The organism is Halpernia humi, from assembly GCF_900108025.1.
GTDB classification, from domain to species: Bacteria; Bacteroidota; Bacteroidia; order Flavobacteriales; family Weeksellaceae; genus Halpernia; species Halpernia humi.
The window spans coordinates 73,758-89,387 of the sequence record NZ_FNUS01000003.1; the positions used below are offsets into that span (position 1 = coordinate 73,758).

At 34.1% G+C, this 15,630-nt stretch carries 9 protein-coding genes; all 9 read right to left on the reverse strand.

Annotation, left to right across the window (positions count from 1 at the left end):
• Positions 1–19: 19 nt before the first annotated feature.
• Complete coding sequence (locus tag C4S29_RS07370) at positions 20–1,078, reverse strand: DUF4407 domain-containing protein (RefSeq protein WP_103913722.1); 1,059 nt, start codon at positions 1,076–1,078, stop codon at positions 20–22.
• Positions 1,079–1,268: 190 nt separating this feature from the next.
• Positions 1,269–2,873 carry a phosphoenolpyruvate carboxykinase (ATP) gene (pckA, locus tag C4S29_RS07375; protein WP_103913508.1) on the reverse strand — a complete coding sequence of 535 codons (1,605 nt, stop codon included), beginning with the start codon at positions 2,871–2,873 and terminating at the stop codon, positions 1,269–1,271.
• A 462-nt stretch (positions 2,874–3,335) separates the two neighbouring features.
• On the reverse strand, positions 3,336–4,265 hold the full coding sequence (locus C4S29_RS07380) for a GYDIA family GHMP kinase (RefSeq protein WP_103913723.1): 930 nt from the start codon (positions 4,263–4,265) through the stop codon (positions 3,336–3,338).
• Positions 4,266–4,406: 141 nt separating this feature from the next.
• Entirely contained in the window at positions 4,407–5,282 is an 876-nt protein-coding gene (gene fabD, locus C4S29_RS07385; RefSeq protein ID WP_103913509.1) for an ACP S-malonyltransferase, read from the reverse strand.
• Between the two features lie 28 nt (positions 5,283–5,310).
• On the reverse strand, positions 5,311–7,233 hold the full coding sequence (locus C4S29_RS07390; RefSeq protein ID WP_233740515.1) for an amino acid ABC transporter substrate-binding protein: 1,923 nt from the start codon (positions 7,231–7,233) through the stop codon (positions 5,311–5,313).
• Between the two features lie 39 nt (positions 7,234–7,272).
• Positions 7,273–8,859: a bacillithiol biosynthesis cysteine-adding enzyme BshC gene (gene bshC / locus C4S29_RS07395; RefSeq protein WP_103913510.1), complete on the reverse strand. Its 1,587-nt coding sequence runs from the start codon at positions 8,857–8,859 to the stop codon at positions 7,273–7,275.
• Positions 8,860–9,095: 236 nt separating this feature from the next.
• Positions 9,096–11,027: a putative porin gene (locus C4S29_RS07400; protein WP_103913511.1), complete on the reverse strand. Its 1,932-nt coding sequence runs from the start codon at positions 11,025–11,027 to the stop codon at positions 9,096–9,098.
• Between the two features lie 135 nt (positions 11,028–11,162).
• The gene (locus C4S29_RS07405; protein ID WP_103913512.1) at positions 11,163–12,593 is read right to left on the reverse strand and encodes a RagB/SusD family nutrient uptake outer membrane protein; all 1,431 of its coding nucleotides are present in this window, start codon (positions 12,591–12,593) and stop codon (positions 11,163–11,165) included.
• Between the two features lie 23 nt (positions 12,594–12,616).
• Positions 12,617–15,529: a SusC/RagA family TonB-linked outer membrane protein gene (locus tag C4S29_RS07410; protein WP_103913513.1), complete on the reverse strand. Its 2,913-nt coding sequence runs from the start codon at positions 15,527–15,529 to the stop codon at positions 12,617–12,619.
• Positions 15,530–15,630 lie beyond the last annotated feature (101 nt).

Consider the following 15,630-nt stretch of genomic DNA (forward strand, 5'->3'; position numbering starts at 1 on the left):
ATTTGAAAGTTAAAAAAAATTATTTTCCTAATTTTTCTTTAAAATCTTCAATTCTAAAATCGGTTTCTGCATTGCCTTTTGCAATTTTTTCTTTGGAATAAAGCCTAAAATCATTTTCTGTTTTTTCTAAAAGATGATCGTAAGGGCCGACGGACGAAATAAGTTTTATCAAAACTGGCGAGATTTCTAATGTAATAAACAAACCCATAATAAATGCAGCGGCGATTGCAATAATTTCTGAATTTTTCCCCAATTCATCCAAAGCTTGAAGCCGCGCGGCAAAACCGTTGTATCTGTCTTCAAATTTTTCCGTTTTATTGCGTTCTGTTTCAATATTAGAATACACTTTTGAAATTTGAGTGTCTAAATAAGCCAATCTAGGTGCAGATTGTTTTTTAAAATTTTCTAAATCTTGCAAGCGTTGCGCTTTCAATTCTGCTTTGCGTTTGGCATTGCTGCCATAGCCAACTTTCCCAGAAGTAAGACCACTTTGCTTGCCTAATATTTCTTTTTCTAATTCAACTGAAGCAGAATCATAGGATTTTTGATAATTTGCTAATTTTTCGGTAATCTGTTTTTTTTCGGTTTCGAAAGGGCCAGATTGCTGCAAAATTCTGCCATTCATTTCCTTTTGAAGAACCGATTTATTGCGCTGAATAATGGTGTTTAATTGCTTATTAACTTCTTTTTCGAAGATTTTTAATTCTAAAGGTTTCGAAATAATTATTCCTAAAAATCCTGCTAGAAGTAAACGCGGAAGTGTCATTAAAATCTGATTTCCCCAAGTTCCAGTTTTTTTGATTGAAGACACGATGTACCGATCTAGATTAAAAATCATTAATCCCCAAAGCAAGCCGAATGCAAGGGCAGCAAGATAATCGTCAAAAACTGTAAACAAAGCGTAACCCGCGGAAAGTGAAGCAAAAACAGCGGTGAATAAAACAATACCGCCAATGCCAGCAAATTTATTCCACTCGCTGGGCGCTTTTTTTAAGATGTGAATATTTCCTCCAGAACAAAGCATTAAGAATTTTTGAAACCAATTCATCTTTGCGGAAGTTTGTAAATTATTTTTCATTCCTTTTGTGTAAATATAATCTAAGATACTATTCAATTTGTAGATAATAACGCAACAATGTTACAAATAGTATTAGGTAAAACAATGTAAGGGTGATAGTATTTAGATTTCGTTTTTGATTATTAAAAAAAGGTACTAAAAAAAATCCCAACCGAAAATCGATTGGGAAATAAATATTTTAAAAAATATCTTACAAAGTTGGTCCGGCAGAAACTAACGCCTTTCCTTCTTCAGTATCGCAGTATTGCTCGAAATTTTTAATATATCTCGCTGCTAAATTTCTCGCTTTTTTCTCCCAATCTGCGGCATCGTCATAGGTAAATCTTGGATCCAAAATACCTTCTGAAACGTTTGGCAGCGCAGTAGGAAATTCTAAATTCATGATAGGGATAGTTTGCGTTTCAACTTTATCAATAGATCCGTCTAAAATAGCATCTATAATTGCGCGCGTATCTTTTAAGGAAATTCTTTTGCCTGTTCCGTTCCAGCCGGTATTTACCAAATAGGCTTTTGCGCCGTGCTCTTTCATTTTACCAATTAAGGTTTTAGAATACATGGTTGGATGCAGTGACAAGAACGCCTCTCCAAATGCAGGAGAAAAAGACGGCGTTGGTTCTGTAATTCCACGCTCTGTACCCGCTAATTTTGACGTGTATCCGCACAAAAAGTGGTATTGCGCCTGTTCATCAGAAAGAATTGAAACTGGCGGTAAAACGCCAAATGCATCAGCAGATAAATAGATGATTTTTTTTGCGTGCCCTGCTTTTGAAGGCAGCACAATTTTGTTGATGTTATAAATTGGGTAAGCGACTCTCGTGTTTTCTGTGATGGAATTATCTGTAAAATCAACCTCGCCATTTTCATCTACTACAACGTTTTCTAGCAAAGAATCTCTCTTAATTGCGTGCCAAATATCTGGTTCCTTTTCTTCAGAAAGATCAATCACTTTTGCGTAACAACCGCCTTCAAAGTTGAAAACTCCTTTATCATCCCAGCCGTGCTCATCATCACCAATTAAATAACGTTTTGGATCGGCAGAAAGCGTGGTTTTTCCTGTTCCAGAAAGTCCGAAAAATATAGCAACATCTCCATCTTCTCCAACGTTTGCAGAACAGTGCATCGAAGCAATACCGCGCAATGGTAGGTAATAATTCATCATAGAAAACATTCCTTTTTTCATCTCGCCGCCATACCAAGTACCGCCAATAATCTGAAGCCTTTCCGTAAGACTAAACATAATAAAGTTTTCAGAATTTAGGCCTTGCTCTCTCCAATTTGGATTGGTAGTTTCCGATCCATTCATCACTACAAAATCTGGCTCGCCAAAATTTTCTAGTTCATAGATAGAAGGCCGAATAAACATATTGGTTACGAAATGTGCTTGCCAAGCTACTTCCACAATAAATCTCACCTTTAAACGTGTATCGGGATTTGTTCCGCAAAAGGCATCTACAACGTATAATTTTTTTGAAGTAGATAATTCCTGCGCGACTAATTTTTTACATGCTGCAAAGGTTTCTGCAGTGGTTGGAACATTTACTTTACCGTCCCAATAAATAGTGTCTTTTGAAATTTCATCTTTTACGATAAATCGATCTTTAGGAGAGCGACCTGTAAAAACACCAGTTTTTACGGCTACTGCGCCACTTTTTGTAACTACACCTTTTTCAAAACCTTCATTTTTATCAGAAATTTCTGCTTGATATAACTCTTCGTAAGTGGGATTATACGAAATTTCGTGTTGGTTTTTGATACCTAATGCTTCTAAAGCAACATGTAGATTGTGATTTTTCATTACTTATTTTTTAATGTTTTGTTTTGCTTGCCTTACAAATTTAGCTAAATCTTATGACAAGTCATTTGGATCGTGAATGATTTTTCTCATTTTGGAAGGATTGCTTTTAAAGCACATCTCAAGTGGTATTTGAACAGAAAACAGGCCTTTCTATTTGTAATTTTAACAAAAAACAATCTAATTTGAAAATTTCAAGCGTTTACATTTTTACCAAAACATTAAGGCGATTTAACTTAAAAAGTTTTTTGGATGTCCGCTTTCAACCATAATGCTAATTTTTAAGACGAAGAACGCAAATATTTTTATTGATTCTCTGTCTAAATCATTTTTTTAAGGCCGCAAATCGAGGATTCATCAATTCCTCTAAAACTATTATAAAAACATTGATAAAGGCGTTTGACTTCGTCGAATCTTTGATTTCACTTAGCAAAAACCTTAAACAATAAAAACATTTATGATGAATTACGGACATACAGAAAAAGTTTTTACGATTTCATTCCAATCGAAAATAGTAGAAAAATTCTTGGATTGAAAATAGGTTTTGTAATTTTCGAATTTCCTAGACAAAACAAAATCTCCGCCCCAAGCGCCAAGACTTTTAACAAAAACGGGACAGTCTGGGAAATGCAGTTCTTTTACGGTTTTAAGGCCCAAGAAACGACTTAATTCTGCTTCGTGAGATTCCATTAAAGAAGAAAATTCTACTATATCTGCACATTTCAAAACGCTTTTTGAAATTGAAGAAAACTTCTGAATTAATTTTTCAGATTTTTCTTTTGAGCGGTAAAGTTCAATTCCTTCTCGGCTGTTTTGTTTTTGATTGAGGTGAATTAAAATTAAATCTTCTAAATATGGTGGATTGAATTCTACTTTTTCAACTTGATTTTCTCTCTCTGTTTTTTGGAATAAAATTGCAGAATTCTGCTCGGCAACGGCAATATCATAGCCGCTACCTCCCAAACTATTTTCATTTAACAAAAACGGATTTACATTGGCCCAGTTTGCCAAATTAGCCATCAAAGTAGAACTGCTTCCCAAGCCAAAATTTGCAGGAAACTGCAGGTTGGTTTCAAATATGTACGACCTATTTTCTAAAAATTTCTCAGGATTTAAGTCATTAATTATTTTAAAAACTTTTAAAACAAATTCGGCGGAAGTCTTAATATTACTTTCTAAAATTTCCCAGTTTTTAGCGTTTATTTTAATGTAAAGCCATTCTTTGGTTTCGTGAAAAGCCTTCCAAATAATTAAATTTTTTTTATCTAAAATTGTTTCAACCATCATTTCCTGTCCTAAAATTGTAGGAACGGCTAGTGCAGTTGCACCATCCAAAACAAAATATTCAGAAGTAATTAATAGTTTTCCGGGTGAAAAATAGGTTTCTCTTGGCAATGTTTTAAATCGGTTTGTTTGATAATATTTTAACACGGCAAATGCAGATCATTTGCTACCTTCATCGTACAAAGGACGAAGTGCTAAAAAATGCGAAAAAACTCTACATTAATTGTAATCCACAAATTTTATTTAGAAACATTAAGCGCCAGCAGAAGTTTCGACTGATGGGTCTATTTTTTTTATTAATCCCTGCAAGGTTTTTCCTGGGCCAACTTCTAAAAAGCGCCCGGCTCCATCTTTTATCATATTTTGGATGGATTGCGTCCACTTCACAGGACCAGTTAGTTGCGCTATTAAATTCTTTTTTATGACGTCCGAATCTGTAACGGCAGTGGTAGAAATATTTTGATAAATTGGCAAATTTGCTGTTCGAAACAAGGTGCTATCTATCGCTGCGGCCAATTTTTCTTGGGCTGGCTGCATTAGTGGAGAATGAAAAGCGCCATTCACAGGCAATATAAGTGCACGTTTTGCGCCAGCAATTTTTAAGGCGTCACAGGCTTTTTGTACGGCTTCAGTTTCACCAGAAATCACCAATTGCCCCGGACAATTATAATTTGCAGGCACAACAATCCCTTCAATTTCAGCACAAATTTCTTCTACTTTTTCATCTGCCAATCCTAAAATTGCTGCCATAGAACTAGGGTTTGCATCGCAAGCCTCTTGCATTGCTTTTGCACGAGCAGAAACCAAGTTTAAACCGTCTTCGAAGGATAAAACGCCATTGGCAACTAACGCAGAGAATTCGCCTAAAGAATGCCCCGCAACCATGGTAGCGTCTAAAGTATGAGTGGCTTTAACCGCTGCTACTGAATGAATAAAAATTGCAGGTTGTGTAACTTGCGTCTTTTTTAAATCTTCTTCTCCGCCATTAAACATGATGGAAAGAATATCAAATCCTAAAATATCATTGGCAGAGTCCATCAAATCTTTTATGTCTTTGCGGGCATCATACAAATCTTTTCCCATACCCACATATTGTGAGCCTTGCCCCGGAAATACAAGTGCTTTCATATACTTAAATAAATATTCTGTTTAACTTTTAATTTTGTGGTAGTAATCTTACCACTCTATAACCTGTGTTTTGGTAAGCACCGTTTGCTTTAGTTTGCACAAATTCAAATTTAGTTGCAAGCTGGGTTTGCACTTTATTGATTTGTTTGAAAATTTCTCCTTTTTTATTTTCTCTGGTCAACATATCGTTTACCACATCAAAACCAATTACGGAATATTTTGAAGGTACTTTGCAGTATTTTTCATTATAATCCGCCAAAATTTCCTTTTCAAAAGTGCCATCCATGTTTATCTTTCTGTCCATTAAATAGACTAAACTAGCCTCTCCCAAAGCATCGGTATCTGTTTCGAAAGCAGGGCTGTAAAACATACTAAAGGCTTTGTTTCCGGAAACTTGCTTTGAAATCTCTATGATTTTGGCAGCAAATTTCGCGCCTTCATTATCATCATCGCTCGCTAAAATTGCAATAATCGGAGCAGACTGCCCTGTCATCATATTATTATCTAAAGCAATATCTGACGAAGAATTTACAATCACGATATTTGGCGATTTCAAGAGTTTTTCTAAACTTGATTTTATATAATTGGCATTTTCTTTAGTGGCATCTGCAACGATGTATATTTTCTGGTCAGAAAATACTTCTTTCACTTCTTTTGTAATTCTATCGGCAAAAGCACTGTCATTCGCCTCTACTATAATTAAATTGCTGTAATCGTATAAGTCTGGAGAGTTTGCAAAAGGCGCAACAACAGGAATGTTCTTTTGTTTAACGTAATCTAAAGTTTCCAAAACATTAGACTTAAAAAATGGCCCGATTATTAGATCTGTATTATCTGGATTAATTTGCGTTAAACTGTTTTTAAAAGATTTTTCATTTCCAGCATCTACCACTTTGACATTAAGTTTTTGCCCCGATTTCGCATTTCTTTCTATCGCTAATTTCGCGCCGGTAAGAAAATCTAACGATAAACTTCTGTATTTAGAATCATTGGTATCAAAACCAAACGGTAACATCAAAACAACATTTAAAGCATCGCCCGTGGTTTTCCGGTAAGCGGCTTCTAATTTTTTAATTTTTAAAACCATGCCCGCTTTTAGACCTTGCGACAAATCGGGATTTAAGGCAAGCAATTGGTCTAAAGTAATACCAAATCTATTTAAAATTCCGAAAACAGTATCGCCACTTTGTACGGTATAAGTTACATATTCGTCGGCATTTAAGGTACTTGAATCCGAAACTTGCTGGTTTTCCGAATTGTTTTTTACCTGAACTTTTACATTTTCTTCAGGCTTCTGTTTTGCAACTTCTTTTGCGGTTTGCATTGAATTTGAACCTACAAAAATCTGCTCGCCTGGTTGCAAACCTTTTTGTTCTAAACCAGGATTCAATGCAAATAATTCTTTTTGGGTGAGTTTGAATTTTCTACTAATTCTGTAGTAATTATCTTTTGGCTGTATTGTGTAAGTTTCAGCAGAAGTTTTTGCCGCCACTTCATTTTGCTCAGAAACTTGATCTTCTTTTTTTACAACACTTTGGTTTTCTGCATATTTTAAAATCAAATTAGAAGGCAAAACCACTTCATCGCCAATTTTCATATTGGCGTCTAAATTGGGATTTAGTGCGCGCAAATCTGTTTCAGAAATATGGTATTGTTTGGTAATGCCGTAAATTGTTTGCTTTGGTTGCAAAATAATTTTGCCCAATTTTTTACCGGAAGATTCAGTAAATTTTGCTGAATTTTTTGTTGAAGAATTATCAATTTTAAGTACTGCGCCGAGCGCAAGCGTTCCTTTTGCATCAGGATTTAACCGATATAGTTGGTCTAAAGTAATACCGTATTTTTTCGAAATATTATAGGGCGTATCGCCTTTTACCACAACGTGTGTTCTTTGTGCGGAAAATGCCAAACTGAAAAAAAGGCCAGATAAAACAAAAATTTTCTTAATCATTCAATAGTCTTAATGTTTTACAAAAATAAGTCTTTCTAATTAAACCTGCAGGATTATTAATTCTGATTTTTCAACATTCATTTGTTCATAAATGTGAGATAAAAATTGCGCACCAAATTCGCCATAAAAAGTGCTGAAATTATAGACGCGCTCTTGCCAAGTTTTGCCTGGATGGATATCTAAAAATAATTGCTCCATACGCTGCAAAACCTCGCTGTTTTTTATTTTTTCTGCGCGCAACAATCTTTTTTTCATTCGGTTAAAAGATTTGAGTTGGCGTGTTTCCTCGGCTTCTACTAAATTGCCAAACGTAACATCAGTTTTTGCAGCCTCATTTATTAAAATTTGGAATTGGCTTTCTAAAGTATTTTCTGTTGAATTGATTTCAGCCAGAATAGCATTGTTTTTTAGTAATTTATCTTTTACAACTTTATCAAAATTTTGAAAATAATCACCTATGCTTAAATCTAATTTTTCCAATTTTTTAAAGCTTTTTTCTGGTAAAAGCAACATCGAATTCCTTGGCACTAAAATTGGAAATGGCAAATTGATTTTTTTAAATAAATTTTTTAATTCCAACCAATACATAATTTCCGCATTTCCACCGATGTAAGCAATATTGGGCAAAATACTTTCCTGATAAATCGGTCGTAAAACTGCATTCGGACTAAATTTTTCGGGATAATTCTTTAATTCTAATAAAATTTCCTCCTTGGTGAATTTTAGATTAGTGTCTACAATAAGATAATTTTCGCCGTCAAATTCAATCCTATTTCGGGTTTCCGTAAGATAAAAAAGATTGATTTCCCGCGGATTTACTTGAACTTTTCCGTATAAATCGCTTAATTTTTCTACACTTTCTTTTGTGTAATTAAATAAAATTTGCTCTAAAAGTTCATCTTTAAACACAGATTGCATTTCGGATTTTAAGAGAGAATCGTCGCCATCAATGATTAAAAGACCATATTTTGAGAACAATTCATTTACCAAAAATCTTGTAGCAGAAGTTAGGGTTTCGCCTTTTTTGTAAGATTTCTTCAACAACAATATCAGTTCTGTCCCGAAAACATCATCTTTAAACTCTTGCTCGAAAGTAGAAATAAATGCCAAATCTTCTATTTGAATTTTACCAACAACTCCGCCCGATTTCCCTTTAAATTCGTAATAATTTTCTATCGTTTTAAAGTGGTTGATTTCTTCGAAATCGTGATCTTCTGTTGCCATCCAAAATATTGGGACAAAGTTGCTTTCCGGAAATTGCTTCTTTAAATAATTGGCTGTTTTTATGGTTTGCAAAATCTTGTAAATAAAAAAAACTGGACCTGTGAAAAGGTTTAATTGATGGCCAGTTGTAACAGTAAAAGTATTTATTTCTTTTAAAATAGAAAGATTGGTTTTTTGCAAATCAGATAAAACCAGTTTTTTCAATTGATCTTCCAACGCAGAACAAAGATTTGCTCTATTTTCTGCGGAGAAATTTTTAAACTTATCTTCAATTTTATATTTAAAATTTTCTGGACTGAAAAGATCTTCTTGAAATTCCGGAAATTTCCCTTGCAAAAAATCTTTAATTAATTGCGGAATCGAGGGTATTTCGGTAAAATTTAGTTGCGATTGTAATTTCAAAATATGGGGTATGATTGGTTTTCAAATTTACAAAAATCTCAAGAAAGTAAACAGTAATAAGAAGTTGCGATTTTGCGGCTTTCTTTTACACAAAATCGTATTCGAGAAGATAAATATTGATCTTTATTTTAAAATAATTACATCTAAAATTAATAATGAAAAACATTTGGCATTTTGGTAAAACGAATGCGGAACGGCTTGCTTAAAAATTCCAAATAAGCGAATTTTAACCGAATTTAATTAAATAAATACCAGACAATACCGAGGTTTAACCGGAAATCGTAAATTGGATAATCTGGCGCTGTGAAGGATTTATTTTGGGAAAATGTGGTATTAAAATGCTCGGCTTCTGCAAATAAAATAAATCTTTTTACTTTTAAATTAAAATAAGCATCGGCAATGGGTTGCCCGCCGATGGAATAAGAATTGGCATCTGGCAGAATATATTCATTAAGCAATGGAAAATAGTTGCGCGAGGCAAATTTTGAAAAATAATAGACCTTTAAACCCGTTTGAATTTCCGCGGCGTCTTTAAAGGCTTTTGTTTGATAATAAAGATTAATTCTACCTATAAAACTCGGCATTGGTAAAAGATCTTTATTAGTTAAAGCACTTTGAAACAGCACTTTTCCATTAATGTGAAATTTAGCATAATCGAGCGTTGCTTCACCGCCAACTTGTGAAATATTAAGCGAAGAACCGCTTTGCTGAGGCTGTGCAAATTGGTCAAAATAGGTATAATTATCAATTCGAAAATAAGTGCCGAAAAGTTGTGCATTGAACCATTTTAAATTAATTTTTCCGCCAATTTCGGTAACACTTTCGTTTTTAGCATCTTTAAGATAGTAATTAAATTTTCGGTAAGGAGATGTGTTTTCTAACATATTGAATGTTGGCGAGGCCGACTGAAAATTTACTTTTGCATCTACGCGATAACCTTTTACGGGCTCAAAATTTAATAAATTTTCTGACCGCACATAAGAGCCAAAAGAGCTTCCTTGGGAAAATTCAAAAAAGGATTTGAGGTTTATTTTATCTAATAATTTTATTTGCAAGTTGCCAACTGCACCAATTCTGTTTTCTGAAATTTCCGTTGGGGTTGTTAAAGTATCTGAAATAATACCGGGCGTTGCACCTGTTTTTATGATTTGATAGCGAAGACCCGCGTCAAACTTGAATTTTTGTTTATCGAAAACGAGGCTTACAGTATTGCTAAAATTATTAGAATATTTTTTTGTGAAAGGTGGGAAATCTTTAACCAATTCGGTGGTTGCATCTGTGTAATAATAGGGTTCTAATTGGCCGTCTAGATAAAATTTATTGCTTTGGTTAAAAACGGTATGCCGTATTTTAAAAGGATATTTTTCAACATCGAAAGGTGAAAATTCTTGACTAAAATAATAACGTCGGTAAGCAAACCGAGAATTTGTGCCTTTAAGGTTTACTTCAAAGTTTTGCCTATTTTTGAATCTGCTATCGCCATTTAAAAATATATTTACATCTGCAATACCACCGTTTTCCTCGTTGTTTACATTTTGGTGAAGATAATGCGCAAAAAATTGGTAACGCTTATTTTTTGAAATATAATGCCCAGAAAAGGTGGTGTTATTACTGCTCGCCAAACTTCTCTGATAATTTCCCAATGAACGTAAACCATAATATTCAATCGCAAAATTAAATCTGGCCCCAATATTTTGAGTATAAGTTGAGTTTAAAACTGCACCATTATTAACGGCGTTGTGATAAATAAATGCGGTAGTCGGCGTTTTGACGTCATAATATTTCACATCTTTTATACGAATGATATTAAATGATTTGTTTTCGGGTAAAAGGGAAAGGTTTTTTTCGGGATTTACGTTATAGACCATATTCTGAAACCCAGAGCCGACATTTGCAAACTGAATTTTACCAAAATTATCTTGGTTGTTGTATTGTGAAAAGATAAAAGTTTTGTTGGGCGAAAGTACGGTGTCAAATATCTTTTTCTCTGAAAACTGGGTTTGGAACTGATAATCGTAGATTGTGGGTTTAAAAATTTTCAAAGAGTCTTTTGTACCAGAATCTACAACCAAAGTATCGGAAGTTTTCACTTGGTTACTATCGGCTCTGTTATTAATCTGCCCTTGCAACGAGAGGCAGAAAAAAAGACTTAAAAAAAGATATTTCATTCAAAAAAATTGGATGGTACAAATGTAAAGAAATGCGTGGGAATAAAAAATTGTGAAATCCATACAATCTAAATTAAAAACCCGTCCCGATAGTAATCGGGACGGGTTTTAAAAATTATTTGATAAAAGTTTTAATTATCTATTATCGTTAACGCTTGCTGGGATGTTTGGATTTGCATCAATCTCTGCTTGCGGAATTTTCAAGAATAATCTTTTATCATCTGGCATTATAGGATTAGACGTCATTGGTAATCTATGAGCGCCATTTTGATCTCTTGGCATTCCTCTTCTTAATCGTTTTGCATCGTACCATTCTACGCCAATTTCACCATATAGTTCTTTTCTTCTTTCTACATAGATTTCTTCAAGTAAAGCTTGGCCTGTATTGGAAGACATTACAGCGTTTGGATCTCTATTTTTTTGAAGTTGATACAATAAATTTTTAGCACCATTAGGGTTAGAATAATACATTGCCTCTGCTTCAATTAAAATCATCTCTGCGGTTCTCATTAAAACTACATCTGAATCAAAACCAAACTTAAACTTTCTAGTATAAACTGCACGGTAATCTGTTCTACCTGTTGCATAAAATGTATTTCTAACATCTGTAGGCGAAAACAATGCCGCAAAGTTTTTGTTTATAAATGTGTTGTTATACGCAGATTCTGTTTGTGTGAAAAAAGCAGATGGTGCTGTATAATAATAGGCAGATTGATCTGATGTTTGAGGACAAGCTAAAAGCCATTCTACGCCTTCATCCATACTTGTGAATCCATTTTTATAAACTTGTGGGCTTAAAGCTGCTGCTACATTTCCACCGTAAGCGGCGTTTGCATTAGCTTGCGCTTTTGGCCAATTTCCCATTACTTGGTAAATTCTCGCCGCAATACCATGTGCAACTTGCTCATTAAAGTAAGACTTATCAATTCTAGAATTGCTTCCGATAGATAAAGATTTTTCAATATCAGCAACTATAAAAGCGTACATTTCTTTTTGTGTGGACATTGGTTTACCTTCTAATTGATTTGGAAGATCATAAATAGGTGGCGCAGGTAAATTAACATCGTAATTGTAAGTATGCTGAAATTCTAAACTTAATTCAAAGTAGAAGTATGCTCTCATTGCATAACCCTGCCCCAATAATTCATTTTTATCTGCTTCTGAAATTGTAGTACTTGCAGATACACCTTGGATTAGGTTATTTGTTTGGTTAATCAAATAATACAAAAAGTTCCAAGTAAAAACTGTTCTTCTGTAATTTGGTTCTCTATTATCATTTGCATAGTCATAAAGAAACCAACTTCCTGCATTTACAACATCGTTTCCTTTGTTGGTACGTGCAAAATACATCGAACCTAAATTACCAGAATCAGTTGCTGTAAATTGCGCTCTTGTTTGTCTAAGAATACCTGCGATAAGTGCAGTTGCACCCTCTTTAGAACCGTAAACAACGTCTGGTGAAACACTGGTAGTGGGTTGCGGTTCATTTAAGTAATCTGGCGAACACGATTGTGTTGTAACGAGCATTGCTAAAATCGCAATGGCGTATATTTTAAAATTTTTCATTTTTGTAATAAATTATCTATTAATTAAAATCCTACAGTAACCCCTAATGATAAGGTTCTAGATTGGTAAGATCTGCTATCTGTGGTACCGCTTATGCCTTGTTCAGGATCAATTCCTTTATGAGATTGCCATGTCCAAACATTATCACCTTGAACGAAAATTCTGAAAGAGTTAACGCCAAACTGTGAAAGCATGTCTTTGTTAATATTATAACCTAAAGTTAAAGATTTCAAACGAACATAATCATTTTTAAATAAAAATCTTGTGGAGGTTGCATTATTATTATTTTGCGTCTGAATATTGATTGGCACATCTGTAACATCACCTGGGTTTTGCCATGCATTCATAACATCAACAGATTGCTGTCTTCCTGGAGCTGAAAAACCAGACATTAAACCTTGGTAAGTTCCATCAAGAACATAACTACCGAAACTATAATTGAATAAAATATTTAAATCTACTGGACCTACTTTAAAGTAATTCGTCAAACCACCATAAAAATCTGGAATTGAACTTCCTGCATAGATTTTATTATCGTTATTATTCGCTAGGTTATAATCTGTAGTAGTTTTTCTACCTATCACATTACCATTTGCATCAACATCATTGATAAACCAAGTTCCCATTCCTGTTGCGGAATCTACTCCTGCCCATTCTGGCAAGAAGAAATCAAATATTGAACGTCCTACGATAAATCTCTTAGTTCCGTTTAAGAATGAATCTACACCTAGTTCTGTTACCTTGTTTTTAAAGGTTGAAATGTTAAAGTTAGTTGTCCAAGTAAAGTTTTTGTTTTTGAAATTGACAGTATTTAAGTTTCCTTCCCAACCACGGTTTTCAATTGCGCCAACATTTGTTAAGATACTTGAGTTACCAACAGAAGCTGGAGTTGGTAAATTATAAATTAATTTTTTTGATTGTTTTGTGAAGTAATCTACACTTCCATTAATTCTGTTTTGGAACAAGCCAAAATCTAAACCAATAGTAGAAGTAATAGTAGACTCCCAAGTTAGGTTGTAATTTGCTGGATCACCAAGTACTACACCTGCTTGCCCAAGTTGATTGTAACCTGCTTGAAAAAGTGTCTGATAAGCAAAAGGATTAGAAGTATTATTATTTCCTAATTCTCCATAAGACCCTCTTAATTTTAACAAACTAAAAGTATTACTATCCTGTAGAAAATTTTCGTTTGTGAGAATCCAAGAAGCGCCTAAACCATAAAAGTTTCCGAATCTAGTATCTGGAGAAAATCTTGTGGAACCATCTCTACTGTAAGAACCTTCTACGAAATATTTGTTTTTGTAATTATAAGTTGCTCTACCTAAATATCTTACTAAACGTTCTGCAGTGTAATAGCCACCAACAGCTTCTGGAGTAGTTGAAGTATTTAAAACGTTTGTACCTTGTATAAAGCCTGTTCCTTGCGCTAACAAATAATCAAAAGATGTTTGATACACTTCAAAAATACCTTGCAATCCTAAACTATGGTCTCCAAATTTCTTGTCGTAATTTAAACTGTTAGTAAAGTTGATTGTTTTAGTAATGTCTCTTTCTTGCGATACACGACCACCAACAGAAGAGGCTGCACCTACATCAATAGCATCAAATGATTTTTCATCATAAGTATATTGCTCATAAGATAATTGAGATCTTAAACTCAAACCTTTAGTGATAGTGGCTTCTGCAAATGCATTAACAACAAAACTGTTTCTTTTAGCAACATCTGAATTGTTATAAAGCGCACCAACTGCATTTTCATTTTGAAATACTGGTCGTTGTGAGTTTAATGGGCCTCCTGCCTGTACACCGTAATCGTAAATAGTTTTACCATTACCGTCTAAAATCAATGCTCCGTTTGCATCTCTTCTATAAATTGGATAGATGCTTGGCAAACTGTAAATCCATTGAATAGAACTGCCATAAGTATTACCAGATTGAATTGGTAAATTAGAAGAAGAAGCGGTGAACGCAGAGTTCATACCTACTTTCAAATAATCTTTTACTTTAGATTCTACATTTAAACGAACACCTGTTCTTTCAAAGTTTGAAGTTTTTACTGTTCCATCTACATTCAGATATTCAGCACCCAAAAAGTAAGTTGTTTTAGAATCTCCACCACTTACGTTAAATCTATGCTCTTGTTTAAATGCGGCTTTGTTTATAAGCGCTTTTTCCCAATCAGTATCCCAAAGAAGTTTTGCTCCAGGCGCTAAATTTCCATTAGCATCGATTGGTGTAGCAACATCATAAGGATTGTACCCTAAACTGGTTATCAATTGGCCTGAAGCATCTGCCCCAGGTGTGGATGATCCGGCAGCAATATTTGAATTTCTAAGTGCTTGCCAGTCATATTTCATATAATCTGCAGCATTTAGAGTTTCATGTAACTTAACTGCTGGATCACTTACTCCAATTAATGAAGTTACAGTAACGCGAGGTGCAGAATTTGCACGTCCTTTTTTGGTTGTAATAATCACCACACCGTTTGATGCTCTAGAACCATAAAGTGCTGTTGAACTCGCATCTTTCAATACAGTAATAGATTCTACTTGATCTTGTGGAATATTGTTTATATTTCCATTGTATGGCGAACCATCAAGAACAATTAAAGGTTGTGTGCTGGAATTAATTGAACCAATCCCTCTAATATAAATAGCAGGATTATTACCAGGTTGCCCACCAGAAGTAATAACATTAACACCCACAGCCGTTCCTTGCAATGCAGAAGTAACACTTGGTGCCTGCTGATTAGCTATAACCTTTTCATCTACTGTGGTAACAGAGCCAGTAATTGCCTCTTTCTTTTGTTTACCAAAAGCAACTACAACAACTTCATCTATTTTTGTAGTAGTTAAACTGTCTTTCTTTTGTGCGATAAGTAATGAACCGGTAAAGAATACCGCAGCCATACTTACTGCTCTTATTTTTAAATTCATATTAAGATTATTTTAATATTAAGTCGCAAAGATGTTAAATTATTTTAACATACACAAGTTTTATTAATTATTTTAAAAAAAACCTTAAATACAGCAAATTC